Below are 25,428 nucleotides of genomic sequence, written 5' to 3'. Positions count from 1 at the left end.
CCGTCCTCAGGTCTTCTGTTTCTTTTCGGGGGGCTTGCGGCGCGCATCGGCGGCCGCGGCGGAAGTCTGGATCGACAGCCGGTCGGGAATGCGCAGATCCACGGCGACGACGTCGCGGTCCAGCACCCCGTTGGTCTGCTGCACCATGGCCAGCTGGTTCAGGGCCTGGGCCACGTCATGTTCGGGCAGGCGCACATCCACGCCGTTCTTCAGGCGCAGATCCCAGCGCCGTCCACCGACCAGCACGGCGGCTTCCACCATCGATCCGATGGTCGGTTCCTTGGCCAGCAGCTTCAGCAGCGCCGGGCCGCGCTTGGGCGCATCGACACCCACCAGCAGCGGCAGGTTGGGCCATTTGGACAGGTCGCTGGCGGTCAGCACCACGCCGTCGGCATCGATCAGCCGCATCTGGCGTTCCTGCTGCCACAGCGCCATGGGCTCCCGCTCCACGATGGCGACGGCGATGGTGTTGGGCAGGCGGCGTTCAACCCGCGCCTCCCGCACCCAGGGGATCTGTTCCAGTGAGGCGCGCGCGACATGCGGGTCGAAGGCCAGGATGGGCGTGCCGCGCTGTACCGCCAGTGCATTCAGGATGTCGGCCGGGGCGGCCTTTTCACGCCCCACCACCTGAACGTCCTGCACCGACAGGCCGGCATTGATGCTGGCCGACAGGAAACTGTCGGTGGCCACCGCGACCGCCATGGGCAGATAGCCCGACATCCAGCCCCAGCCGCCGATAGCCGCCATCAACGCCAGCGGCGCGACGCGGCGTGCCACCTTCATGGCCGGTTCGGCCCAGCGGGGCAGGGCGCGGCGGCGGTTGGCCTCCTGCGCGGCGCGCAGGGTGGCGCGCTTCGACGTTTCCGCATAGCGGACGCGGGGATTGTCGGGTTGCTGCTGGCTGCTGGTCGTCGTCACGCGTGGCATCGGGCATGCTCCACTATCCAGGCGCACAGATCGGCGTAGCTGATGCCCACGGACGCGGCCTGTTCGGGCAGCAGCGAGGTCGGCGTGAAGCCGGGCTGGGTGTTGGTTTCCAGGAAGCACAGGCCGCTGGTGCCCGGCTTGCTGTCATCCCAGCGGAAGTCGGAACGCGAGATGCCGGAACAGCCCAGCGTATGGTGCGCCAGCAGCGCCAGACGCTTGGCCTCATTGGCCACCGTGTCGGGGATCTGCGCCGGGCAGACATGGACGGAGCCGCCATCGGCATATTTGGCCGTATAGTCATAGAAGCCCTGGGTCGGCACGATCTCCGTCACGGCAAGGGCATGGTCGCCCATGACCCCCACGGTCAGTTCGCGGCCGGGGATGAATTTCTCCACCAGCACGCGGCGGCCATAGACCCAGCTGTCTTCTTCCAGGATGGTGAAATTGTCGTTTTCGCGCACGATGCGCACGCCGACGCTGGAGCCCTCATCCACGGGCTTCACGACATAGGGCGGGGCAATGACATGGCCCGACAGGACCTGTTCCTTGCTGGCGATGATACCTTCGGCCACCGGCATGCCCACGGCGGCCAGGATGCGCTTGGTCATCACCTTGTCCATGGCGATGGCCGAGGTCATGACGCCGGAATGGGTATAGGGCACGCCCAGATATTCCAGCACGCCCTGGATCAGTCCGTCTTCCCCACCCTTGCCATGCAGGGCGTTGAAGACGACGTCGGGGCGCGGGGTCAGGGCCGCCAGCAACCCGTCAAGGTCCCGCTGCACGTCAATGGCGGTAACGGTGTAGCCCTTGCTTTCCAGGGCCTCCACAATACCAGCGCCGGAGACCAGGGACACTTCCCGCTCGGCAGACCAGCCGCCCAGCAGGACGGCTACATGCTTCGACCGGTTATCCCCCATCACACCAGACTCCCCCTTGGCTGCCGCGCGCCCACGCGCCAGCCCCCCGGCCGGTCCCTCCGGCCACTTCCGCGATATCGCAAGATTTGGTGTGGTATGACCCCGGCCACCCCACAACATCCGGTGTAAGGGACGAGTCTCGCCCCCGCAAGCGACAAAATCGAGCGGATCCAAAAAAGCGATTCCCGCCCCCGCAACCTGTTGCAAGGGAGACTCACATTTGAATGCCGGGGTGTCATTCATGACAGCCCCCCCTTCGAAGGAGATAGCCCGATCCGACGTATTTCCCAGCGCAACTCTATGCCGCTATTGGCTTTTACGCGCCGCCGGACTTCCTCACCCAGCGATTCGATGTCGTGCGCCGTGGCCTCGCCCAGGTTCAGCAGGAAGTTGCAATGCTTCTCGCTGATCTGGGCGCCGCCGATGGTCAGGCCGCGACAACCGGCCGCATCGATCAGCTGCCAGGCCTTGTGTCCGTCGGGGTTGGCGAAGGTCGATCCGCCGGTGCGGGCACGCACGGGCTGGCTGTCGGCACGGGCCTGCTGGATGGCGTCGATGCGGGCCTTTACCGCGTCGGCATCGTCGGGCCGGCCCTGGAAGGTGGCGCGTGTGAAGATCACATCCTCTGCCACCCCGCAATGGCGGTAGGTCAGGTGCAGATCGTCGCGTGTCCAGGTCCGCCGGCTGCCCTGGCGGTCAATGCCGTCGGCCGACAGGATGACATCCACCACTTCCCCGCCATAGGCGCCGCCATTCATGCGGACGGCACCACCGATGGTGCCGGGAATGCCCGACAGGAATTCCAGCCCGGCCAGCCCCGCCTGTTGCGCCGTTAGCGCCACGTTCAGGTCCAGCGCACCGGCGCCGGCCACGACCTGGTCACCGACCACCGCGACCTCGCCGAAGGGGCCGCCCAGGCGGATGACCACGCCCGGCACGCCGCCATCACGGACCAGCAGATTGCTGGCGACACCAATGACCGTGACCGGCACATCGGCGGGGCAGTGCCCCAGGAAATAGGCCAGATCATCTTCGTCGGCCGGACGGAACAGCGCCTCGGCATTGCCGCCGACGCGGAACCAGGTGCTGGGGCCCAGGGGCGCGTCCGGGGTCAGCCGTCCACGCAGATCAGGTGCGGCGGAGCGCAGCCGGTCGATCAGTGCCTGTCCATCCAGCACCCGGTCAGCGCTCATTCAATCATCCCCTCCGGCCTTCTGCAGGCCATGCAGCTTGTCCAGTTCGGCGGGCAGCGAATTCGCCCATTGGGTGATGGTGCCGGCGCCTAAGCAGACCACCATGTCGCCGGGCCTGGCCATGTCGCGGATCAGCGGAGCCAGGGCGGCCGGGCTGGCCAGGGCGGTGACATTGCGGTGGCCACGGACGCGCAGCCCTTCCACCAGATCGTCACGCGACGCCCCCTCAATTGGCTGTTCGCCCGCCGCATAGACATCGGCCACCACGACGGCGTCGGCATCGTTGAAGCAGGTGCAGAACTCCCCGAACAGGCTTTGCAGGCGGGTATAGCGGTGCGGCTGCACCACGGCGATGGTGCGGCCCGTGCCGGCCATGCGCGCGGCCTTCAGCACGGCGGCGATTTCCACGGGATGGTGGCCGTAATCGTCGATGATGGTGACGCCGTTGCTTTCGCCCGTCTTGGTGAAGCGGCGCTTCACGCCGCTGAACTTGGCGAAGGAGCTGCGGATATTGTCGTCCGAAATGCCCAGGCTGATGGCGACCGCGATGGCCGCCAGGCTGTTCTGGACATTGTGCAGCCCGTACATGGGCAGGTGCAGGCCGGTGATGGTGCGGGCTTCCGGGGTCGCCCGGTCGGACAGTTCAACGTCATAGAAGCAGCCGGCCGTATTGGTCTGCACATTGACGGCGCGGACATCGGCCTGGGGGCTGAAGCCATAGGTGACGACGCGGCGGTCGACACGGCCCAGCATGGCCTGCACTTCCGGATGGTCGATGCACAGGGCCGCGAAACCATAGAAGGGCAGGTTCTCCACGAACCGGTCGAAGGCCTTCCGCTCCTCCTCGAACGTGCCGTAATGGTCCAGATGTTCCGGGTCCATGTTGGTCACGATGCCGATGGTGGCCGGCAGCTTGGTGAAGGTGCCGTCGCTTTCGTCGGCTTCCACCACCATCCATTCGCCATCACCCAGCTTGGCGTTGGTGCCCAGCGAGTTGATGATGCCGCCATTGATGATGGTCGGGTCCATGTTGCCGCCTTCCAGCAGGGCCGCGACCATGCTGGTGGTGGTGGTCTTGCCATGGGTGCCGGCGACCGCGATGGACCATTTCAGGCGCATCAGTTCGGCCAGCATCTCCGCCCGGCGGACAACGGGGATCATGCCGGCCCGTGCCGCCACGACCTCTGGATTGTCCTTCTTCACGGCGGAAGAGATGACCAGCACGGCGGCATCGCCCAGGTTCTCCCCGCGATGCCCGATCTCCACCTTGATGCCCAGCTTGCGCAGCCGCTGGACATTATAATTGTCGGACATGTCGCTGCCCTGCACGGCATAGCCCAGATTGTGCAGCACCTCGGCGATGCCGGACATGCCGATGCCGCCGATACCGACGAAATGCAGGGTTCCGATGTTCAGCGGCAAGGCCCGCATGGGTCAAACTCCAGGGCGACGGGTCAGGGTGTAGAGCGGATTACGGCGCAGCGCCGCCCGGGCTTCGGTCAGTTCCCGGTCGGACAGCGCGCCGGCATAGGCACCGTGAGTGGCGAAATTGCGGCGGCCGTCGGCGCAGCCCAGCAGGTGGGGGAACGCGGCTTCCAACTCGGCCATGGTCGGTTCCGGCTTCTGCATCTTCATCATGGCGCCTCTCCTTTCACCAGACCCTCGACGGCGTCGGCCAGACGGTCGGCCGCGTCCGGGATGGCCCAGGCGGCGGCGGCCTTGGCGGCCCCCGTCAGTTGCGACGGATCGGCCAGGAAGGCCCGCAGCTTTTCCGCCACGGTCACAGGGGTGAATTCCGGTTGCGGCAGGATCCAGGCCCCGCCCGCCTCGGCCAGCGACCGGGCGTTGGCGGTCTGGTGATCATCCATGGCGTATTGATAGGGGACCAGCAGCGACGGACGGCCCACGACCGACAGTTCCGCCACGGTGCCGGCGCCCGACCGGGCGATCATCATGTGACAGGCGGCCAGCCGTGCCGGCATGTCGCGGAAGAAGGTCGCCAGTTCCGCCTCCACCCCCATCTGGGCATAGGCGGTGCGGGCGGCCTCGATATTCTCCTCCCGCGCCTGCTGCACGATCTTCAGCCGGTAGCGCAGGTCTTCGGGCAGCATCTCCACCGCGCGCGGCAGGACCTCCCCGAAGATGGCCGCCCCCTGGCTGCCGCCGGTAACCAGCAGGTTGAAAGAGCCGCCGGGGATGGGCGTGGGGAAGGGCGCATCGCGCAGGGCCAGGATGTCCGGCCGCACAGGATTGCCGGTGCGCAGGATGCGGCGCCCATCGATGGCGGGCAGGCCGGCCACCTGCGGGAAACTGGTGCAGATCATCCGCGCCTTGCCGGCCAGCAGGCGGTTGGCGCGGCCCAGCACGGCATTCTGTTCATGCAGCAGGGTGGGGATGCCGGCCGACTGCGCCGCGAAAACCGTGGGCAGGGACGGGTACCCGCCGAAGCCCACGACCAGCGCCGGCTTCAGATCGCGCAGCAGCGACCGGGCCTGGGCCGTGCCCAGCACCAGTTCCACAACCATGCGCAGCTTGGCCAGGATGCCGGGCGCGGCCGTGGCGGCGCGGATACGCTCCACCTGCACATCTGGCAGATTGTTGCCAAAGGCCTTGCCCCGCCGGTCGGTGACCAGAATGACGCGATGCCCGCGCGCGTTCAGCGTGCGGGCGAGCGCTTCTGCCGGGAACATGTGGCCGCCGGTGCCGCCGGCAGCGAGGATGATGGGGCCGTCCGCCATCAGATATTCTCCCCCGGTCCGAAGCGCTTGCGCGTCAGGGCCAGCACCATGCCCATGCCGATCCCCAAGGCGATCAGCGAGGAACCGCCATAGGAGATGAAGGGCAGGGTCATGCCCTTGGTCGGCATCAGGTGCAGGGCGGAACCCATATTGATCAGCGCCTGCAGGCCGAACTGCATGGTCAGGCCGCTGGCGGCCAGCATGACGAACAGGCTCTGGTCATTGGACGCGCGGGCGAAGCTGCGCATGACCACGAAGCCGAACAGGCAGATGATCAGCAGGCAGGAGATCATGCCCAGTTCCTCTCCGGCGACGGAGAAGATGAAGTCGGCATGGGCGTCGGGGATGGACATCTTCACGGTGCCCTGGCCGGGGCCAGTGCCCCAGACGCCGCCATGTTCGAATGCCTCCATCGAGCGGGCGACCTGATAATTGTCACCGGCGGCCGGGTCCAGGAAGCGGTCGATACGGCTCTGGACATGCGGGAACAGGAAGTAGGCGCTGACCAGACCGCCAATGCCCATGACGACGCAGGAGGCGACGAAGACGATGGGCAGGCCGGCCAGGAAGAACTGGCCGAAGAAGATGCAGGTGGTGACGAAGGTCTGGCCCAGATCGGGCTGGCTCATCAGCAGCAGCACGATCACGGCGTAAAGGCCGATGACAATCGGGATGCCGGGGAAATTCTCCTGATTGCGGTGCAGGGAGAACAGCCAGGCGGCCACTACGGCGAAACCGGGCTTCAGGAATTCCGACGGCTGCACGGACAGGCCGGGCAATTGCAGCCAGCGGGTGGCGCCCTTGATCTCCATCCCGATGAACAGGGTCAGGAACACGCCGAAGGCGGCCAGGATGAACATGCCCAGCCCCAGGCGCCGGACGCCGCGCGGCGACAGCAGCGACACGCCGAACATCAGCGCCAGCGACGGCACCAGCACCACCAGATGCTTTTCAATGAAATGGAAGCTGTCGGTGCCGATGCGGGTGGCCACGGCCGGGCTGGCGGCCTGGATCAGCACGACGCCGATGGTGGCGATGACGATGACGGCTGCCAGGGTCCAGCGGTCGACGGTCCACCACCAGCGGCCCAGCACGGAATGGTCGGTACGGGAGAAGGAGACCATGATCAGACACTCCCGCCGCTGGCAAGGCGCTTCACCTGATTGGTGAAATCATCGCCCCGCACCTCGAAATTCGGATATTGGTCGAAGCTGGCGCAGGCCGGCGACAGCAGGACGGTGGCGTGTGGCTTGGCGTCTTCCCTCGCCTTGGCGAAGGCGGCATCCACAGCCTTGTCCATGGTGCCGCAGCGCGTGTGCGGCACATTGCGGGCCGACAGCCAGGCGGCAAACGCTTCCGTCGCCTCCCCGATCAGGAAGGCATGCGCCACGGACGGCATGAATACGTCCAGCCCGTCCAGCCCCGTCTCCTTCGGCTTGCCGCCCAGGATCCAGTAGATCGGGTCGTAGCAGGCCAACGCCTTGGCGGCCGCATCGGCGTTCGTGGCCTTGCTGTCATTGACGAAGCGGATGCCGTCGACGGTGCCGGCCAGGCTCTGCCGGTGGGCGAGACCGGGGAAGGTCCGCAAACCATCCAGGATGTCGGCATGGTTAATGCCGACAGAACGCGCCAGCACATAGGCCGCGGCGACGTTCTGCCAGTTGTGCTTGCCCGGCAGGGTGGTCAGGCGCCGCAGGTCGGTGACCGTGTGGTGGTCATGGTGACGGTCGTCGATCAGCACGCCGTTTTCCACGCCGATGCCGCCGGGCACCAGCCGCTCAGCAGAGATGCGCACGACCTTGCCGGGGAATTCCTGGTCCAGTTCATCGGCCATGCGGGCGCAATGGGCATCGTCCACGCCGATCACCGCCACCTGCCTGCCCGTCGCCATGCCCTTCTGGAAGATGCGCTTCTTGGCGGCGATATAGCCGACCATGCCGCCATGGCGGTCCAGATGGTCGGGCGTGATGTTCAGCAGCACGGCCGCATCGAAGCCCAGCGAGGGGGTCAGTTCCAGCTGGTAGCTGGACATTTCCAGCACATAGACGCCGTCGGTCCCCAGCTTTTTGAAGGACAGGGCCGGCGTGCCCAGATTGCCGCCGACCTCTGTCGGGCGGCCCGTGCCGGCGATGATATGGGCCGTCAGGGCCGTCGTCGTCGACTTGCCGTTGGTGCCGGTGATGCCGACATAGGTTGCCTTAGGCGCTGCCTGACGCAGCAGTTCCACATCGCCGATGATGGGAATGCATGCTGCCTTGGCGCGGCGGGCCACGGGGTGCGGCTTGGGATGGGTGTGAGGAATGCCGGGCGACAGGACCAGGGCGCTGACGCCGGTCAGGTCGGCCTCGTGCAGGTTGGTCAGCGCGATGCCGGCGTCCGTGGCGGCCTTCTGGCCCGCTTCCCCGTCATCCCAGGCCAGCAGATCGACCCCGGCGGCCACCAGGGCGCGGGCCGCGGTCAGCCCCGACCGCGCCAGCCCCATCACCGCAACCTTTTGCCCCTTCAGGTGGCCCAGATCGATCATTTACGCCCTCAACGCAGCTTCAGGGTGGACAGGCCGATCAGGGCCAGGATGACGGCGATGATCCAGAAGCGGATCACCACGGTCGGTTCCGACCAGCCCTTCTTTTCAAAGTGATGATGGATTGGGGCCATGCGAAACACCCGCTTGCCCGTCAGCTTGAAGGACGCCACCTGGATCATCACCGACAGCGCTTCCAGCACGAACAGCCCGCCGACAATGGCCAGCACCAGTTCATGCTTGGTGATGACCGACACGGCACCCAGGGCACCGCCCACGGACAGCGAGCCCGTGTCGCCCATGAACACCATGGCCGGCGGCGCGTTGAACCACAGGAAGCCCAGCCCGGCCCCGACCAGCGCGCCGCAGAACACGGCCAGTTCGCCCGTACCCGGCACATGGTGAATGCCCAGATAGTTGGAGAAGATGGCGTTGCCCGACAGGTACGCGATCAGGCCGAAGCAGGAGGCCGCGATCATGATCGGCACGGTCGCCAGCCCGTCCAGCCCGTCCGTCAGGTTCACGGCATGGGAGGAGCCGATGATGACGATGATGGCGAAGGGCACATAGAACCAGCCCAGATGGATCAGCAGATCCTTGAAGAAGGGCAGGGCCAGACCCGTCGCCATCTCGTAATCGGGGGTGGCGTAGATGTACCAGCCGGTGGCCACGGCCGCCACGACCAGGGTGGCGACCAGCTTCAGCCGGGATGACAGGCCCTTGGTGTTACGCTTGGTCAGCTTCAGATAATCGTCGCCGAACCCGACCATGCCGAAGCCGACCGTCACCAGCAGCACGATCCAGATATAGCTATTGGTCAGGTCCACCCACAGAAGGGTGGAGACGATGACGGCGATCATGATCATCAGGCCGCCCATGGTGGGCGTGCCCTTCTTCTTCAGATGCGTTTCCGGCCCGTCGGTGCGGATGGGCTGGCCTTCGCCCTGCTTGGACTTCAGCCAGCGGATGACCCGCGGCCCGATGACGAAGCTGATGATCAGCGCGGTCATCACGGCCCCGCCCGTCCGGAACGTGATGTACCGGAACAGGTTGAAGATCTGGAACTCGTCTGCCAGGGGATAGAGCAGGTTGTACAGCATCTCAGTCTCTCGGTTGCGCCGCCGTGGTACCGGCGGTCATCCCCTGGGGGGTATTGTTCTGTTGGGTGCGGTCCAGCGATTTCAGCGCATCGACGACCAGCGCCATGCGGCTGCCTGCTGACCCCTTGATCATGACGGCGTCACCGGCGCGGACCGCATCGGCCACGATGGGGGCCAGCGCGGCGCTGTCGGGCGCGTGGGCCCCACGCAGCGCCGGCGGCAGCCGGTCGAACAGATGGCGCATATTGGGGCCGCAGCAGAAGACCAGATCGGTTCCGGCGGCCACGAAGGGTTCGGCCAGACCGGCATGCAGGGCGGGCGCATGGTCGCCCAGTTCGCGCATGTCGCCCAGCACGGCGATGCGGCGGCCCATCTCACCGATGGCGGCCTGACCCAGCACACCGGCTGCGGCGGCGACCGATACGGGGCTGGCATTGTAGCTTTCGTCGATCAAGGTGAAGGCACCGCCCTCCACCTCCACCTGCCGGCGCTGGCCGCGGCCCTTGATGGGCGCCAGTCCGGCCAGGGCGTTCGCCGCCACCGCGACATCCCCGCCCACGGCCTTCACGGCCAGCAGCACGGCCAGGGAATTGACGGCATGGTGCCGCCCGGGCAGGGGGATGGTGTAGGTGACCTCCACCCCGTCGATGCGGGCCGTGACCATGCCATGATCGGGGTGCGGCTCGTATTTCAGCAGGCGGCCATCGGCCCCTTCATGCTGGCCGAAGGACAGGACGCGCGTCAGCCCCTGGGTGCGGGCATGGGCCAGCAGGCGGGCGTAGTGCGGATTGTCACGCGGCAGGATGGCCGTACCGGACGGGTCCATGCCTTCGAAGATTTCGGCCTTGGCGTCGGCGATCTGTTCGACACCGGCGAAGAACTCGATATGGACCGCCTCCACATTGGTGATGATGGCCACGTCCGGGCGCACCATGCGCGACAGGGGACCGATCTCACCCGCATGGTTCATGCCCAGTTCGAACACGCCGAACCGGCTGTCGGCCGGGAAGCGGGCCAGCGACAGCGGCACGCCCCAATGATTGTTCAAGCTGCCGACAGTGGCAAAGGTCTTGCCTTGGCTGTCCAGCGCCACCTTCAGCGCTTCCTTGGTGCCGGTCTTGCCGACCGACCCGGTGACGGCCAGCACCTTGCCGCCCGCCCGCACCCGGCCCATGCGGCCCAGGTCCTGCAAGGCCAGCATGGTGTCGTCCACCTTGATCAGGCGGCCATCGTTTTCCAGACCGGCGGGGATGTCGGCAACGATGGCGCCAGCGGCCCCCTGGGCCAGGGCCTGGGCCACGAAGGCGTGGCCGTCGAAATTCGGTCCCTTCAGCGGAATGAACAGGTCGCCCGGCGCGATGGTGCGGCTGTCGATGGACACGCCGGTGACGGTCCAGGCGGCATCATTCAGCGCCTTGCCATTGCAGGCGGCTGCCACCTCGTTGCCCGTCCACAGGATGTCGACCATCCCACACCCACCCTTCAAAACCACGCAAAACTAATAATTTACAGACCCGCCACAACCTGGCGGGCCACGCTGGCATCGTCGAAGGGACGCACTTCCGTCCCCACGATCTGCCCCTGTTCATGCCCCTTGCCGGCGATGATCAGCACGTCGCCGGAGCCCAGTTCGCCGATGGCGACCTGGATGGCCCGGGCCCGGTCATCCACTTCCGTGGCCCCGGGGCAGGCTTCCATGATCGCGGCGCGGATCGTGGCCGGCACCTCGCTGCGCGGGTTGTCGTCTGTGACGATGACCCGATCGGCCAGACGCGCCGCGATGGCGCCCATCATGGGCCGCTTGCCCTTGTCGCGGTCACCGCCACAGCCGAACACGACCGACAGCTTGCCCGTCGTATGCGGCCTTGCGGCCCGCAGCACCGTCTCCAACCCGTCCGGTGTATGGGCGTAATCCACATAGACCGCCGCGCCATTCTTGAGGGTTGCAACCATCTCAAGCCGGCCGCGCACGCCGGCCAGCGTTGCAAGCTGGTCTGCTGCGCGTTCCGGGTCCTCGCCCGTGCCGATGGCCAGCCCCAGGGCGCACAGGGCGTTCCAGACCTGGAAGCGGCCGACCAGCGGCATTTCCACGACGCGGCTCTTGCCGAAGATCTCCAGTTCCAGCCGCTGACCATGGGGCAGGGGCGTCACGTCGATGACACGCAGTTCCTTGCCCGCTTCGCCAAAGCCGATCACCGTCTGCTTGCGGGCATGGGCCGTGGCTGCGATCTGGTCGAATTCCGGGATGTCGGCATTGATGACGGCCGCAGCACCCTTGGGCATGACGCGGTCGAACAGCATCAGCTTGGCCTTCAGATAGGCCTCCATGGTGCCGTGATAATCCAGATGGTCGCGCGTCAGGTTGGTGAAGCCGGCAGCCGACACCAGCACCCCGTCCAGGCGGAACTGGTCCAGCCCGTGGCTGGATGCCTCCATGGCCAGATGGGTGACGCCGGCCTTGGCCACATCGGCCAGGGTGGCGTGCAGGGCGACGGGGTCCGGCGTGGTCAGGCTGGGCGTTTCCGGGAAGCCGTCGGCCACCAGACCCAGCGTGCCCATGGCACCCGCCTTGTGGCCCAGGCCGGCCCAGATCTGGCGTGTGAACTGCGCCGTGCTGGTCTTGCCGTTGGTGCCGGTGACGGCGGCGATCTTTTCGGGTTGCGCACCATGGAAGCTGGCGGCCAGCAGGGCCAGACGGCGGCGGGGATTGGCATCCTCGATCAGGGTCACATGCCCGGCATTGGCCGGCAGCGCGGTACCCTTCGGCGCCAGGATGGCAACGGCGCCGGCCGCGATGGCCTGCGGAATAAAGTCACGCCCATCACGCAGCGTGCCCGGCAACGCGGCGAACAGCGTTCCGGGCACGACCTTGCGGCTATCCGCCGTCAGGTTGGTGATGGGTGGGTCCCGTTCCAATGCCAGGGCCGAGACCGCCAGTTCTGTGCGTGATGCCATGATCTCCGACAATCTTTTCATCAGTCCTCGCCGCCCCCGGTCTGCAGGGCGGCGGGAATGGCAGCCACCTGGGCGCCGCTGCCGCCCGGCACCATCGGGTGGACCGACATGGCCTGGATGATTTCGGGCGCGTTGTTATCCACCGGCTTCACCCCCAGCAAGGGACCGATCTGGGCGATGATGGCGCCGGCCGTCGGCGCGCCGACCCAGCCGCCGGTAGCAAAGCCGAAGGTCTTCTTCGTGCCCTTGGGCTCGTCCACCAGGACATAGACGGCATAGCGCGGGTCATTGGCCGGGAAGATGCCGGCGAAGCTGGAGATGCGGGCATTCCCGGCATAGGAATGGCCCTTCACCTTGTCCGACGTGCCGGTCTTGCCGCCGACCAGATAGCCAGGCACATCGGCCTTGGTCGCCGTGCCTTCGGTCACCACCAGACGCATCAGCTTGCGCATCGTCTCCGACGTCTTTTCGCTGATGATGCGGGTGCCCGGCACCTCATTCGGGTTCTCCCGCTTCAGCAGGGTGGCCGGGTGCATGATGCCGCCATTGACCACGCCACCGACCGCCTGCACCAGATGAACAGGGCTGACCGACATGCCATGGCCGAAGGAAATGGTCATCATGTTCACTTCCCGCCACGGGTTCGGGATCATGGGCCAGCCGCGTTCCGGGATTTCGATGCCGGACTGCTTCAACAGGCCCAGCTTGGTCATGAATTCCTTCTGGGCGGCCGGGCCCACTTCTTCCGCCATCTTCACCGAACCGATGTTGGACGATTCCTTGAAGATGTCGGGCACATCCATCCAGTGATTGACCGGGTGGTAATCCTTGATGGTAAAGCGGCCGACGCGGATCGGCCGCGTCGTGTCGAAACTGTCGAACAGCCGCACCTTGCCGCTTTCCAGCGACATGGCGGTATTCAGGATCTTGAAGGTGGAACCCATTTCATACACGCCCAGCGTCGTGCGGTTGAAACGGGGGTCGGTATCCTGTTCCTGCTGCGGTGCCGGCGGGGCGTGTGGGTCGAAGTCGGGCACGCTGACCATGGCCAGGATCTCGCCCGTACGCACATCCATCACCAGACCGGCAGCACCGATGGCGTTGAAATCATCCACCGCCTGCAGCAGTTCCTTGCGCACGACATGCTGCAAACGCACGTCGATGGACAATTGCAGCGGCTGGTCGCTTTCCTTCAGGCGGGTGTCGAAGGACTGTTCGATGCCCATCAGGCCGTTATTGTCGATGCCGCTGAAGCCGACGACATGGGCCGCCAGCGCACCCTGCGGGTACAGCCGGCGCTCTTCGGTCTGGAAGGACAGGCCGGGGATACCCAGACGGAATACTTCCTGCTGCTGGCGCGGGCTCAGATTGCGGCGGAGCCAGACGAAACGCTTGTCCGACGACAGCAGCGTGCGCACTTCCTGCTGGTCCAGGTCGGGCAACACGGTCGCCAGTTGCTGGGCCGCCTCCCGTGCGTCCAGGATCAGCTTGGGATCGGCATAGAGCGAAGCGGTGCGCAGCGAGGTCGCCAGCAGCACGCCGTTGCGGTCCACGATGTCGGCGCGGCTGTTGTGCGGCGTGCGGCTGGCGGCCCGGCTCAGACCCGGCTCTTCCTGCCCGCCGAAGCTGACGGTCGCGTCCACCAGCTTGGCGCCGACGGCGCCGAAGCCAAGCGTGAAGGCCGACATCAGCACCATCAGGCGCGACTTGCCCATGGACAGCGCGCTGGAAGCCCGGGAATTGACCCGGATGCGCGGTTCGGTGCGTCCGCCCTGGCCATGCCGGTCCCCGCCGGCCAGATCGAATCCCGTCAGGCTGTAATTGATGTCGGTCATCGTGTGGCTCCGTATTTCGCCAGGATCACCGGGCCGTCAGGCCGGCGGGACGGGGCGGAGGGGACGGGGGCGGTTTTCGGCGCGTCGACATGCGGCAGCGCTTCGGGACGGGGGCTGCCGGGCTTGCGACCGGGGATGGGGGAATAGGGCGGCGCTTCCGGCATCTTGGCCGGAATGTCGGCCAGGGTGACGATCTGCGCCGCCTTGGTCGGCTGCAGCATCAGATGTTCGGCCGACAGCCGTTCCAGCCGCGCCGGATCGTTCAGATAGGCCCATTCGGCCTTCAGCACCTGGATGGCATCCTGTTCGGCCAGAATGGCACGGTTCAGGCGCGCCAGCTCGCGCTCCTGCTCCTGGGCCTTGTAGCTGGTCTGGTAAAGCACGCCGCTGGCCACGCAGGAGACGGCGATCCAGACAATGGTGGACTTCCCGATCATGCGGCTACTCCCTCTACCCAGGCCGGGGCCTCGGTACGGATGGCGGTGCGCAGCCGGGCGGACCGGGCGCGCGGGTTGCGGGCCTGCTCTTCGTCGGACGGCGCGGTGCCGGACTTGGACAGCAGGCGGAAGGTGGGGGCGGGGCCATTGTCGGTCTTGCCCGGCAGATGACGCGACGGGCCCGGCATATTGCCCGACCGTTCCCGCATGAATTCCTTGACCAGCCGGTCTTCCAGCGAATGGAAGGTGACGACGCACAGCCGCCCGCCCGGCACCAGCAGCCTTTCGGCAGCGGCCAGCGCGCGTTCCAACTCGCCCAATTCATCATTCACATGTATGCGCAGGCCCTGGAAGCTGCGGGTGGCGGGATCGATCCCGTCCTTGGACTTGGGCACGCAGGACCGGATGACGTCAGCCAGATCGGCCGTCCGCTCAAACTTCTTCTCCGCCCGGCGCAGGACGATGGCGCGGGCCACGCGGCGGGACAGGCGCTCTTCCCCGTAACGGTAGAAGATGTTGGCCAGGTCTTCCTCGTCGGTGCTGTTTACCACATCGGCGGCGGTCGGGCCGGTATTGCCCATGCGCATGTCCAGAGGACCATCGAAGCGGAAGCTGAAGCCACGTTCCGGATTGTCGATCTGGGGCGACGACACGCCGATATCCAGAACAATGGCGTCCACTTGCGTGACACCACGGGCGGCCAGCAGTGCCGCCATGTCGCCGAAGCAGCCTTCCAGCAGGGACAGGCGTGGGGCATAGGCGGCCATGATCGGCTTTGCACGCTCATGCGCGGCGGGGTCGCGGTCGATGGCGTACAGGTGGATGGCGGCGCTGTCCAGCAGGGCGCGGCTATAGCCGCCGGCGCCGAACGTGCCGTCGACCGCCACCTGGCCATCACGCATGGCCATGGCGCGCACCACTTCATCCAGCAGGACGGGGATGTGAACCGGCGCATCCATCATCATGCCCCCTTTGCGCCCGCACGGGCGACCAGGGTGGGGATGGAAATGTTGGATTGGCGCGCAGCCTCGCGAGCGGCGCGTTCATGATCGGCCAGTGCCGAGGGTTCCCACAGCTGGAAGGTCTTGCGCTTGCCGAAGAAGGAGATGTTCTCCGTGATGCCGGCATATTCCAGCAGATGGTCTGGAAGGATGATGCGGCCTTCCGGATCGAGCGTGCACTGGACGAGGCGGCCAAACACGGCGGTCTCCAGCAGCTCGCGCTGCACTTCATCAGTTTCGGGGTCGTCCAGCGACTTGGACAACTGGGCGATATAGCTGGGCGTGCAGGCTTCCAGCGACGGCGTGTACAGCGACGGGAAGATGATGACTTCGGTCTGGGTGCCCGACTGGTCCTTGGCCAAGGTCGAGCGGAAGGGTGCCGGGACTGACACCCGACCCTTCTTGTCAACCTTGTTGACGTATGTGGACGTAAAAATGTCCATCACGCCCCGCCCCAGTTCGGCGCCACCCCGGCGCCCGAAGGTCCCACCGATCCCACCATTGCCTTCCCGCCGCCCCGTTCGATCCGGTCGTGGACGGGATCGTATGGGCGGAATAGGGGCAATGGGTCCCTGTCGTTGGGTTTTTATGGGATATCATGGGCAAAACTGGGCGGTCAATGGGTCAGAGTAATGCGAGAGCCGATTCGAACATTTCTTCTGCGGTCGCGACTCGGGGGACTCCGCTTAAGGGTGCAATCATGGAATTCAAATCGACGTGGCAAGTTTTTCCGGCTATTTCTGGCTCGGTTGCGATTCATGCTTTCTTGCTGATTGCGTCATACGCCTGAAAGGGTAATGGTTTTATTTGCAATTATCCGAAAGATGCAAATATTGCCTTTGTCATGCGCTCGTCATGGAGCTGACGGTTTTGAAAGATATGCGTAGAAAGTCGTTATATTTAAATTTCTGCAGCCAAGCAGGCCCTAGATATTGTGTTTAAAATTGGTTAATTGGCCCAAAATATGGGGTGCCGGTCACGGTTATCCGGGCTGGCGAAACGGTTGTGGCTGTGATGCTGGTCACAGCCACGTTTAGGCACATAAACAGCCAAGCCAGGGCCCGTAAATAGATTCATGCGGCATTGCAAAATAAAGGGCCAGACGGTCTGTAAGCCGGGTTCTGTCCACCGGACCATATCCCACTGGTGGATGGTCTCCGGGGGATGGTCATTCCTCTGGGACGCCCATTGCTGGACGCCTCACGCAACCCACCCGGACGACAGCGCGGAAGTGCGCCTGGATCTTGCGATCCGTGCCGTCCCTATTCGGTTTTGCTCCCGGTGGGGTTTACCATGCCGCCCCTGTCGCCAGGCGCGCGGTGCGCTCTTACCGCACCCTTTCACCCTTACCGAAACCCTGTAATCCCAAAGGCTTACAGCGCGTCGGCGGTCTGCTCTCTGTGGCACTTTCCCTGGGGTCGCCCCCGCCGGGCGTTACCCGGCACCGTACTTCCGTGGAGCCCGGACTTTCCTCCCCCATGCGGGTTTCCCCATTGCATGAGAGCGACCATCCGACCGTCTGGCCGGCGGGTTGTAGGCGCTCGAGCGGCGGAAAGCAACCGGCATTCAGCCCGAGTCTCTGGCCAGTGCGCGCAGGGCCGCCACACTGTCGCGGTCGATCCCGCGCCCCAGACTGGTCGGAACCCAGTGCCGCTGGAACGCAATCAGGGCCGCGCGGGTGGTTTCGTCCCACGTTTTCCCATGGGCACGGTGTTCGGCCCATCCGATCCCATCGGCATTGACCTGGTAGCCGATTTTGGCCAGCAGATGGGCGATTTCGTCCCCGTCCCATGCCATCCCGTCCGCGGGACGGGGGTCTGGCCATGTGCCGATGCCCGCCATGGCCAGACCCAGCCAGTCGAACAGCTCACCCGGATCCTCCTTGCGCAGGGGCGCCACGTCGGAATGGGCCAGCACATGGTGGGCCGGGATGGGATAGCGGGCCAGCAGATCGGTACACAGATCGGCCAGGGCGCGCATCTGCGCCTCGGGGAAGGGGCGGTAGCCCCATTCATGACCGGGATTGACCAGTTCGATCCCAATGGAACGGCTGTTGATATCGCGATCCCCGGCCCAGAAGGACAGGCCCGCATGCCAGGCCCGGCATTCGTCGGGCACCAGTTGGAAGACGCGGCCATCCTCTTCCACCATATAATGGGCGCTGACCTGGGCGGCCGGGTCGCACATGCGGGCCAATGCCTCTTCCCCCGTCTTCATGCCGGTATAATGCAGGATCAGCATGTCGGGTGGCCCGTCCCACCGGCGGGTGCCATGGTTGGGGCTGGGGGCTTGGATGATGGACAGGGTCATGGGCTTCTTCGTCATTTGGCGGCCGGAGCGGCACTCTGCTTACACCGTATTGCGCGCCACCACGATCTTGGGCCGCCGGATCAGGATGATGCCCACGCCGCTGATGACCAGCAATCCGCCGATGATCAGCGCCCCGCTCATCGCCTCGCCCAGCCACAGCACGCCCGAGGCCACGCCGAACACCGGCACCAGCATCAGGAAGGGCACGGTCTGGTTCACGTCATATTGCCGGACCAGCGGCTGCCAGATGGCATAGGCGATGATGGTCGACGCGATGACCATATAGGCAAGCCCGGCCCAGGCCCCCCAACTGGCGTTGCGGATCTGCTCCATCTGCCCCTGTTCCAGCAGCAGCGAATAGAACAGCAACTGGGGCACGGCCAGCAGCGCCATATAGGCGTTCAACTGGTAGGGATCGATGGCCCCCATCCATTTCACCTGGATGTTGGAGAAGCTGAAGGCAAAGGCGGCCAGCACGATCAGACCCAGATGGAACGGATCACTGTCGCCCCCGCCACCCCGGCTGGCGATCAGCGCCACGCCGATGAAGGCGATGCTCATCCCCACACCCCGGCGCCAGCCCAGCTTGTCCTTGAAGAAATAGGCAGCCAGCAGGCTGGCAAACGGTACCTGCAACTGGATGACAATGCTGGCTGTCGATGCCTCCGCCCCCAGCATGCCATGCAGCATCAGCGGGAAATGCACCCCACCCAGCACCAGCGAATAGAGCAGGACCTGGCGGAACTGGCCGCGCGGGAACTTCACGAAGGGCAGCAGGATGGCGGCCACGGTGGCAAAGCGCAGGGCCATCATGATCATGGGCGAGAATTCGCGCAGCGCGAAGCGCGACACGGCGAAATTCGTCCCCCACAGCATCATCACCAACAGGGCGCCCAGCATATGCACGGGTTTCATCCGCCGCGTTCCTTAACAAGTTGGCCGCCAAAACTATCGTTCAAGCCGGTTGCAAGGCGAACGCGCAGCCTGCCACCCTGCAATGCGTGGCCGGGATACACCCTTCAGCCAGTGACTTGTCACAGAACCAGCCGAAAGAGCCATTGTCCCGGCCCATCACCATCCTTTCCAATGTGAAAGGGAAGGAGACGCACCATGGCCGAGTTCGACGCCTACGAGCTTTACATGCTGACGCTGATCAACCGGGCCCGGCAGGATCCGGTGGGTACGGCTGCTTCCTATGGCATCGACCTCAATCAGGGGCTGAACCCCGGCACCATCTCCGCCGCGGCCAAGCCGCCGCTGGCACCCAACAACCTGCTGGCCGCGTCGGCAGAGGCACACAGCGACTGGATGCTGGTCACCGACACCTTTTCCCATACCGGGGTCAATGGCACCGATCCGGGTGATCGCATGGCGGCGGCCGGCTATCCCTTCGTCGCCCCCTATAGCTGGGGCGAGAACATCTCCGTCAGCGGGACCACGGGGCCGCTGCTGACCTCGCAACTGGCCACCTATATCGAACAGCAGCATCGCAGCCTGTTTCTCAGTCCCGGCCACCGGGTCAATATCCTGGGCGATGGCTTCCGGGAGATCGGCATCAGCCAGCAGCTGGGGGAGTATAGTGGCTATAATTCCTCCATGATCACCCAGAACTTCGCCTCCACGGGCCAGTCACGCTTTGCCACCGGGGTGGTGTTCAACGATCTGAACGGCGATGGCTATTACAATCCCGGCGAGGGGGTTGGCGGTGCCTCGATCACCGTTAACGGGTCGGTCGTGGGGCAGACCAGTGCAGCCGGCGGCTATGCCATCGCCATGACCAACGGCACCTGGACGCTGGGCTTCAGTGGTGCCGGGATGAACGGTGCCTATTACCAGACCGTCAGCATGAACGGCCTGAATGTCGGTGTGGATGCCAGGGCGGCACAGTTCGCACCCGTCACCTTTCAGGCTTGGCATGCGGCCGCCAACAGCTTTGTCCCGGTCACGCCCACAGCCTATAGCGGTCCCGTCACCCATCTGGACTGGCAGATGCTGGGCAGCGAGGCGGGCGACAATGTGGCCGGCAGCGACCTGGATGATTTCATGAATCTGCTGGCCGGCAATGACGCTGCCAATGGCGGGGCCGGCAATGATGTGCTGGATGGGGGGACCGGCTCCAACTTCCTGATGGGTGGGGCGGGGCAGGATGTCTTCTTCGCTGACGGGCGCGGCGGGCAGGTGGCCTGGACCACCATCACTGATTTCCAGGCAGGGGAGCAGGCGGTGATCTGGGGCTGGCGTCCCGGCACCAGCCGTTTCACCTGGGTCGCCGATGACGGCACCGCCGGGTACAAGGGCGCCACCCTGCATGCCGATCTGGACGCGGACGGCCGCATCGACATTTCCGTCACCTTCGCGGGGCTGGCCCTGGCGGCGCTGGGGGTGCCGCAGGAACAGGACGGCCTGCTGCTGATGGTCTGAACCGCCTTCGCAAAAAGACAACCCTGGCCCCCCATCCCTGGTAGCTTCCCAATCATCCAAGCATGTGTATAGTGCGGCGAACCTTTTGATCTGGGACACAGAACCGGCTTGCGGCCTTGGGCGTCGTGGGCGGGGTCGGTGTCCCATAACCCGTATCTTGCGGCCCGCCTGCCGCACATGGGAGAGCCAGGTTCATGACCAGCGCCGATCGTTTCCGCGAAGCCCTGACCTTTGACGATGTCCTGCTGGTGCCGGCAGAATCGTCGGTGATGCCGGCCGAGGTCGATACCAAGACCTGGCTGACCAAGTCGATCCAGCTGGGCATTCCGCTCTTGTCGGCCGCCATGGATACGGTGACGGAATCGGCGCTGGCCATCGCCATGGCCCAGTCGGGCGGCATCGGCGTCATCCACCGCAACATGGATATCAGCCGTCAGGCGGACGAAGTGCGGGCCGTCAAGCGCTTTGAATCGGGCATGGTGGTCAATCCCTATACGCTGCGCCCCGACAATACGCTGGCCGATGCCCAGGAATTGCAGCGCCGCTACCGCTTCTCCGGCTTCCCGGTGACGGATGAGGGCGGAACGCTGCTGGGCATCCTGACCCACCGCGACGTGCGCTTTGCCAACAACCCGAACCAGCCGGTCAGCGAACTGATGACCAAGGACGGCCTGGTGACGGTGAAGCCCGGCGTGTCGAAGGAAGAGGCCAAGCGCCTGCTGCACCAGAATCGCATCGAAAAGCTGCTGGTCGTCGATGATGCCTATCGCTGCATCGGCATGATCACCGTGAAGGATATCGAAAAGGCGCAGAACCATCCGGCTGCTGCCAAGGATGCGGCTGGCCGGCTGCGCGCCGCCGCCGCCACCGGGACGGGGCCGGATGGTCTGGAACGCGCCGCCGCCCTGTTCGATGCCGGCGTCGACGTGCTGGTCATCGACACGGCCCACGGCCATTCCAGGAAGGTGGCCGAGCAGGTCCGCGCGGCCCGCGACCTGAAGAACTACACCCAGATCATCGCCGGCAATGTCGCCACGGCGGAGGCGGCGCTGGCCCTGATCGATGCCGGTGCGGATGCCATCAAGGTCGGTATCGGCCCCGGTTCCATCTGCACCACCCGCATTGTCGCCGGTGTGGGCGTGCCGCAGCTGACGGCCGTGCTGGATGTGGTGGAAGCCTGCTCCAAGCACGGCATCCCCGTCATCGCCGATGGCGGCATCAAATATTCCGGCGATCTGGCCAAGGCCATCGCCGCCGGTGCTTCCTGTGTCATGATGGGCGGCCTGTTCGCCGGCACCGATGAAAGCCCGGGTGAGGTCATCCTGTTCCAGGGCCGCTCCTACAAGGCCTATCGCGGCATGGGCTCTGTCGGCGCCATGGCCCGCGGTTCCGCCGACCGTTACTTCCAGGCCGAAGTGTCCAACACGCTGAAGCTGGTCCCGGAAGGGGTCGAGGGCCGCGTCCCCTACAAGGGCCCGATCGCCGCCGTGGTGCATCAGCTGATCGGCGGCCTGCGCGCCTCCATGGGCTATACCGGCTGCGCCACCATTGATGAGATGCGCACCAAGCCGAAATTCGTGCGCATCACCAACGCGGGCCTGCGCGAAAGCCACGTCCACGACATCACCATCACCAACGAAGCCCCGAATTATCGGCAGGGGTAACAGGGTCTGTCGGTCGGGGTGAGCGGAAGCGAACCCCGACTGTCATTCGGGACCGCCGTCCGTCGGGGTTCGCGGTTGCTCACCCCGACCTACGCAGGCATTTCATGCACCACATCGACAGCCCCCAGAACCCGCAATTCAAGTCCTGGTCCGGGCTGCTGGAAAGCCGTGGCATCCGTAAACAGGGGCAGTTCCTGCTGGCCGGGCTGAAGACCGTGCCGGAGGCGCTGACGCGCTGGCCGCAACACTTCACCCGCATCCTGATCCGTCATCCGGAATGGATCGCGGACTGGCCGCTGCCCGACCATATTCAGCCCGTGGTGCTGGCCGGTCCCCTGTTCCGGGAACTGGATGTGTCGGGCACGGATTATCCGATCCTGGTCGGCAACCTGCCCAATATCGGCCAGGCCGACCTGTCCGCCGCGCCCAAGGGCCTGGAACTGGTCTGTGCGCTGGGCGACCCCGCCAATCTGGGGGCCTTGCTGCGCAGTGCGGCGGCCTTTGGTGTGTCGAAGGTGATCCTGCTGGAAGAAGCGGCGCATCCCTTTCACCCGAAATGCCTGCGCGCGGCCAGCAACGCCGTGTTCACGCTGGATATCGTGCGCGGGGGACGCTGGGCGGCGCTGGATCAGGCGGCGGGACCGCTGCTGGCCCTGGATGCCGGCGGCGATGATCTGGCCACCTTCCCCTGGCCCGAGGATGCCCGCCTGATCCTGGGCGAGGAAGGGCAGGGCGTGCCGGCATCGGTGCCGGCCCGGCGCCTGACCATCGGCAATACCGGCAATGTCGAAAGCCTGAACGCCACGGTCGCCGCCTCCATCGCCCTGTTCACCTATTACGCAGGCGGGCAATGACCGGCGAGGCGCCAGCGCCCGATCTGGCCGCCATCGCAGCCGACCTGACAGACAGCATCAAAGCCCTGTCCACGGCCAGCGCGCTCGGCCTGCCCGACCTGCTGGCCCGTATCGATGCGCTGAAGGCCCGCATTGATGCGCTGGAAGCGCAGGTGCGGGCCGAAATCGGGCAGGATGAGTCGGCGGCGGGTTGACCGCACGGCCGCTGCCCGGAGCTTGCGCCGACATCATCCAGTATGGAAACCCGCGGCAACCGCATGTCTCACCTGCGCCCGGCTGGACAGGTTCTCCCATCAAACCATCCGGACCTTAAGCCGCTCTTCATTATTTTTCCGATACTATGCATAGTTGCAGGGCCAAACCGCGCCCTTTTGTGCCATGATGGTTAACAGGGTGAAGTGCTTGCGATGGGTGTCATGATGACGATCCAGGACCTGAATGATCTCCGCCGCGACATCCTGTCGAAGGCGGATGAAATGCAGGCCGAGGCGGCGGGCCTGGAAGCGACCCGCCCGGACGAAGCGGCCAATCTGCGCCGCATCGCCGATCGTCTGGTCATCTATATGCGCGATTATCTGGATGTATCGGGCGTTAACTGGCTGCCCGCACCGGATGGCGCCGACCATGCCCAACAGGCTTGATCGCTGATATTTCTCACCCTTCGGGCTGATTTCGCATCCAGTCGGCCAACGGCGCCAGTGCCGCCAGAATGGCCGCGCGCGCCTGGCTGTTGGTGACCGTGTCCGTCAGGGCCCGGTCCATGCACAGCATCCAGGCATCCCGTTCCGCCGCACCAATACTGAATCCCAGATGCCGTGCCCGCAGGCGCGGATGGCCGCGTTCAGCGGAATAATCGGCCGGGCCGCCCAGCCATTGCCGCAGATACAGCTTCAGCACGCGGCGGGTTTCCGTCAGGTCGGGCGCATGGATGGCGCGCAGATCGCGGGCTTCCGGGTCGGCCTCCATATGGTCGTAGAAGCTGTCCACCAGCCGATCGATGGTGGCGGCACCGCCGATGACGTCATGGATGGATGCGCTCTGCGTGGATGGGCTCGACATGCATGTTCTCCCTGCGCCGCCCAGGTCCGGGCGTTTCGCAGGCGATATCGCAGCCCCCCGGATCTGTCCAGGGCCCCATTGCCGCATCAGGCGCTGACCGCACGCAATGGCGAATGGCCGGCCCTGATCGTCCCCGGGGCCGGCCGTTCGGGGAAGGGTGCGGTGCCCGGTCAGCTTTTGTCGGTCAGGACCTGACCGCTGCTGCTGTCGATGCGGATGGTCCGCGATCTCTGAGCGGCTATCATGCAGGGGCGCGGGGCCCGTGCGCTGCTGGAGTTGCCGCTGGACCGCGATCTCTGAGCGGCTATCATCACCGGCGGATCATCAAGGCCGGGGCCGGGGTTGCCGCTGGACCGCGATCTCTGAGCGGCTATCATGCTGGCCGGGTTGGGGCTGTACTTCCTTCCGTTGCCGCTGGACCGCGATCTCTGAGCGGCTATCATATGCGCAGCGCAATAGGCGTCGATGGCGGTGTTGCCGCTGGACCGCGATCTCTGAGCGGCTATCATCAAGCCCCGGCTCTATGGGGCCTACATGCTGTTGCCGCTGGACCGCGATCTCTGAGCGGCTATCATGGAAAGACGGCGCTTGGGCTTGGCCCATTTGTTGCCGCTGGACCGCGATCTCTGAGCGGCTATCATATCCGCATCCGGTTCAAGATCGTCGACAAGGTTGCCGCTGGACCGCGATCTCTGAGCGGCTATCATGCTGCCCCGGCTGGACAGCGCGACGCTGCTGTTGCCGCTGGACCGCGATCTCTGAGCGGCTATCATTAACCGGGCCCGGGCTCACGAACGTTCAGCGTTGCCGCTGGACCGCGATCTCTGAGCGGCTATCATGGGGGAGGCGCTGGCCCTTGCTGGCCTGTCGTTGCCGCTGGACCGCGATCTCTGAGCGGCTATCATGACTGCCACGATTACGGGGCCGGGTATCCGGTTGCCGCTGGACCGCGATCTCTGAGCGGCTATCATGAAGCTGCTTTCAATCCACGCCATCGCCACGTTGCCGCTGGACCGCGATCTCTGAGCGGCTATCATCGTGACCGGCGACAGGCTGCGCATACGGCAGTTGCCGCTGGACCGCGATCTCTGAGCGGCTATCATTCAATTTCGGCCTGTTCGCGCGCATCGATCCGTTGCCGCTGGACCGCGATCTCTGAGCGGCTATCATCTGCGCGTCGAAAACCAGGCCGTCTATAACGTTGCCGCTGGACCGCGATCTCTGAGCGGCTATCATCCGCAGATAGAGCGCCTGGATCATGATGTCGTTGCCGCTGGACCGCGATCTCTGAGCGGCTATCATGCCATGACCTGTGAAGAATGCGGCGGCTCCGTTGCCGCTGGACCGCGATCTCTGAGCGGCTATCATAATGACCTGCATCGGCTGGCACCTGTCCTGGTTGCCGCTGGACCGCGATCTCTGAGCGGCTATCATCTCCGCGCTGGCCTGATGCTGTTTCTTCATGTTGCCGCTGGACCGCGATCTCTGAGCGG

Annotated in this window: 23 protein-coding genes, 1 other RNA gene and 1 CRISPR repeat array (1 of these 25 running past the window's edge); of the genes, 5 read left to right on the top strand and 19 right to left on the bottom strand. The window is 65.4% G+C overall.

The annotated features are described in order from the left end of the window. Positions 1-6: 6 nt before the first annotated feature. From ACODTW_RS04840 to ACODTW_RS04755, 18 genes are all read right to left on the bottom strand, one after another. Positions 7-927 (bottom strand): cell division protein FtsQ/DivIB, encoded by a 921-nt coding sequence (locus ACODTW_RS04840; RefSeq protein WP_488944795.1) that lies wholly within the window; start codon positions 925-927, stop codon positions 7-9. Continuing rightward, positions 915-1,847: a D-alanine--D-alanine ligase gene (locus ACODTW_RS04835; RefSeq protein ID WP_488944893.1), complete on the bottom strand. Its 933-nt coding sequence runs from the start codon at positions 1,845-1,847 to the stop codon at positions 915-917. The genes ACODTW_RS04840 and ACODTW_RS04835 overlap by 13 nt, the downstream gene beginning before the upstream one ends. 239 nt (positions 1,848-2,086) lie before the next feature. Continuing rightward, positions 2,087-3,040 (bottom strand): UDP-N-acetylmuramate dehydrogenase, encoded by a 954-nt coding sequence (gene murB / locus ACODTW_RS04830; RefSeq protein ID WP_488944794.1) that lies wholly within the window; start codon positions 3,038-3,040, stop codon positions 2,087-2,089. Then, positions 3,041-4,471, bottom strand: a complete 1,431-nt coding sequence (murC, locus tag ACODTW_RS04825) for a UDP-N-acetylmuramate--L-alanine ligase (RefSeq protein ID WP_488944793.1) — start codon at positions 4,469-4,471, stop codon at positions 3,041-3,043. A gap of 3 nt (positions 4,472-4,474) precedes the next feature. After that, positions 4,475-4,678 carry a hypothetical protein gene (locus ACODTW_RS04820; protein ID WP_488944792.1) on the bottom strand — a complete coding sequence of 68 codons (204 nt, stop codon included), beginning with the start codon at positions 4,676-4,678 and terminating at the stop codon, positions 4,475-4,477. Beyond that, complete coding sequence (gene murG / locus ACODTW_RS04815; RefSeq protein ID WP_488944791.1) at positions 4,675-5,778, bottom strand: undecaprenyldiphospho-muramoylpentapeptide beta-N-acetylglucosaminyltransferase; 1,104 nt, start codon at positions 5,776-5,778, stop codon at positions 4,675-4,677. The genes ACODTW_RS04820 and murG overlap by 4 nt, the downstream gene beginning before the upstream one ends. Beyond that, positions 5,778-6,902 (bottom strand): putative lipid II flippase FtsW, encoded by a 1,125-nt coding sequence (ftsW, locus tag ACODTW_RS04810; protein ID WP_488944790.1) that lies wholly within the window; start codon positions 6,900-6,902, stop codon positions 5,778-5,780. The genes murG and ftsW overlap by 1 nt, the downstream gene beginning before the upstream one ends. 2 nt (positions 6,903-6,904) lie before the next feature. Continuing rightward, positions 6,905-8,302, bottom strand: coding sequence for a UDP-N-acetylmuramoyl-L-alanine--D-glutamate ligase (gene murD, locus ACODTW_RS04805; RefSeq protein ID WP_488944788.1), 1,398 nt, complete (start codon positions 8,300-8,302; stop codon positions 6,905-6,907). Between the two features lie 8 nt (positions 8,303-8,310). Continuing rightward, positions 8,311-9,399, bottom strand: coding sequence for a phospho-N-acetylmuramoyl-pentapeptide-transferase (gene mraY, locus ACODTW_RS04800; protein WP_488944787.1), 1,089 nt, complete (start codon positions 9,397-9,399; stop codon positions 8,311-8,313). Position 9,400: 1 nt separating this feature from the next. Next, a complete protein-coding gene (locus ACODTW_RS04795; RefSeq protein WP_488944786.1) occupies positions 9,401-10,867 on the bottom strand; it encodes a UDP-N-acetylmuramoylalanyl-D-glutamyl-2,6-diaminopimelate--D-alanyl-D-alanine ligase in 1,467 nt (488 codons plus the stop codon). 38 nt (positions 10,868-10,905) lie between these two features. Further along, positions 10,906-12,354, bottom strand: a complete 1,449-nt coding sequence (locus tag ACODTW_RS04790; protein WP_488944785.1) for a UDP-N-acetylmuramoyl-L-alanyl-D-glutamate--2,6-diaminopimelate ligase — start codon at positions 12,352-12,354, stop codon at positions 10,906-10,908. A gap of 20 nt (positions 12,355-12,374) precedes the next feature. Further along, positions 12,375-14,189 (bottom strand): peptidoglycan D,D-transpeptidase FtsI family protein, encoded by a 1,815-nt coding sequence (locus ACODTW_RS04785; protein ID WP_488944784.1) that lies wholly within the window; start codon positions 14,187-14,189, stop codon positions 12,375-12,377. Further along, complete coding sequence (ftsL, locus tag ACODTW_RS04780; protein WP_488944783.1) at positions 14,186-14,626, bottom strand: cell division protein FtsL; 441 nt, start codon at positions 14,624-14,626, stop codon at positions 14,186-14,188. The genes ACODTW_RS04785 and ftsL overlap by 4 nt, the downstream gene beginning before the upstream one ends. Further along, positions 14,623-15,585: a 16S rRNA (cytosine(1402)-N(4))-methyltransferase RsmH gene (rsmH, locus tag ACODTW_RS04775; RefSeq protein WP_488944782.1), complete on the bottom strand. Its 963-nt coding sequence runs from the start codon at positions 15,583-15,585 to the stop codon at positions 14,623-14,625. The genes ftsL and rsmH overlap by 4 nt, the downstream gene beginning before the upstream one ends. Positions 15,586-15,587: 2 nt before the next feature. Next, entirely contained in the window at positions 15,588-16,070 is a 483-nt protein-coding gene (locus ACODTW_RS04770; RefSeq protein WP_488944780.1) for a division/cell wall cluster transcriptional repressor MraZ, read from the bottom strand. A 651-nt stretch (positions 16,071-16,721) separates the two neighbouring features. Further along, positions 16,722-17,150, bottom strand: an RNA gene (rnpB, locus tag ACODTW_RS04765) — RNase P RNA component class A. A 43-nt stretch (positions 17,151-17,193) separates the two neighbouring features. Beyond that, positions 17,194-17,937 carry an N-acetylmuramoyl-L-alanine amidase gene (locus tag ACODTW_RS04760; protein WP_488944779.1) on the bottom strand — a complete coding sequence of 248 codons (744 nt, stop codon included), beginning with the start codon at positions 17,935-17,937 and terminating at the stop codon, positions 17,194-17,196. Between the two features lie 39 nt (positions 17,938-17,976). Then, a complete protein-coding gene (locus ACODTW_RS04755) occupies positions 17,977-18,852 on the bottom strand; it encodes a DMT family transporter (RefSeq protein ID WP_488944778.1) in 876 nt (291 codons plus the stop codon). 195 nt (positions 18,853-19,047) lie between these two features. On the opposite strand from ACODTW_RS04755, the gene ACODTW_RS04750 reads away from it, so the two are divergent. The 5 genes from ACODTW_RS04750 (at position 19,048) to ACODTW_RS04730 (ending at position 23,517) form a co-directional block, all read left to right on the top strand. Then, positions 19,048-20,358, top strand: a complete 1,311-nt coding sequence (locus ACODTW_RS04750; protein WP_488944777.1) for a CAP domain-containing protein — start codon at positions 19,048-19,050, stop codon at positions 20,356-20,358. A 194-nt stretch (positions 20,359-20,552) separates the two neighbouring features. Continuing rightward, entirely contained in the window at positions 20,553-22,022 is a 1,470-nt protein-coding gene (gene guaB / locus ACODTW_RS04745) for an IMP dehydrogenase (RefSeq protein ID WP_488944776.1), read from the top strand. 104 nt (positions 22,023-22,126) lie between these two features. Then, a complete protein-coding gene (locus ACODTW_RS04740; RefSeq protein ID WP_488944775.1) occupies positions 22,127-22,876 on the top strand; it encodes a TrmH family RNA methyltransferase in 750 nt (249 codons plus the stop codon). Beyond that, positions 22,873-23,070 carry a hypothetical protein gene (locus ACODTW_RS04735; protein WP_488944773.1) on the top strand — a complete coding sequence of 66 codons (198 nt, stop codon included), beginning with the start codon at positions 22,873-22,875 and terminating at the stop codon, positions 23,068-23,070. Before ACODTW_RS04740 ends, ACODTW_RS04735 begins: the two co-directional genes overlap by 4 nt. A 213-nt stretch (positions 23,071-23,283) precedes the next feature. Then, complete coding sequence (locus ACODTW_RS04730; protein ID WP_488944772.1) at positions 23,284-23,517, top strand: hypothetical protein; 234 nt, start codon at positions 23,284-23,286, stop codon at positions 23,515-23,517. 13 nt (positions 23,518-23,530) lie between these two features. On the opposite strand, the gene ACODTW_RS04725 is transcribed toward ACODTW_RS04730, so the two are convergent. Further along, the gene (locus ACODTW_RS04725) at positions 23,531-23,935 is read right to left on the bottom strand and encodes a group II truncated hemoglobin (RefSeq protein WP_488944771.1); all 405 of its coding nucleotides are present in this window, start codon (positions 23,933-23,935) and stop codon (positions 23,531-23,533) included. 209 nt (positions 23,936-24,144) lie between these two features. Beyond that, positions 24,145-25,428: a CRISPR direct-repeat array (repeat unit 36 nt; unit sequence GTTGCCGCTGGACCGCGATCTCTGAGCGGCTATCAT) (it continues 270 nt past the right edge of the window).

The organism is Niveispirillum sp. FG148 (assembly GCF_057809655.1).
Note: the sequence above shows the minus strand (reverse complement) of the source record. Positions and strands in the feature narration are given on the sequence as shown.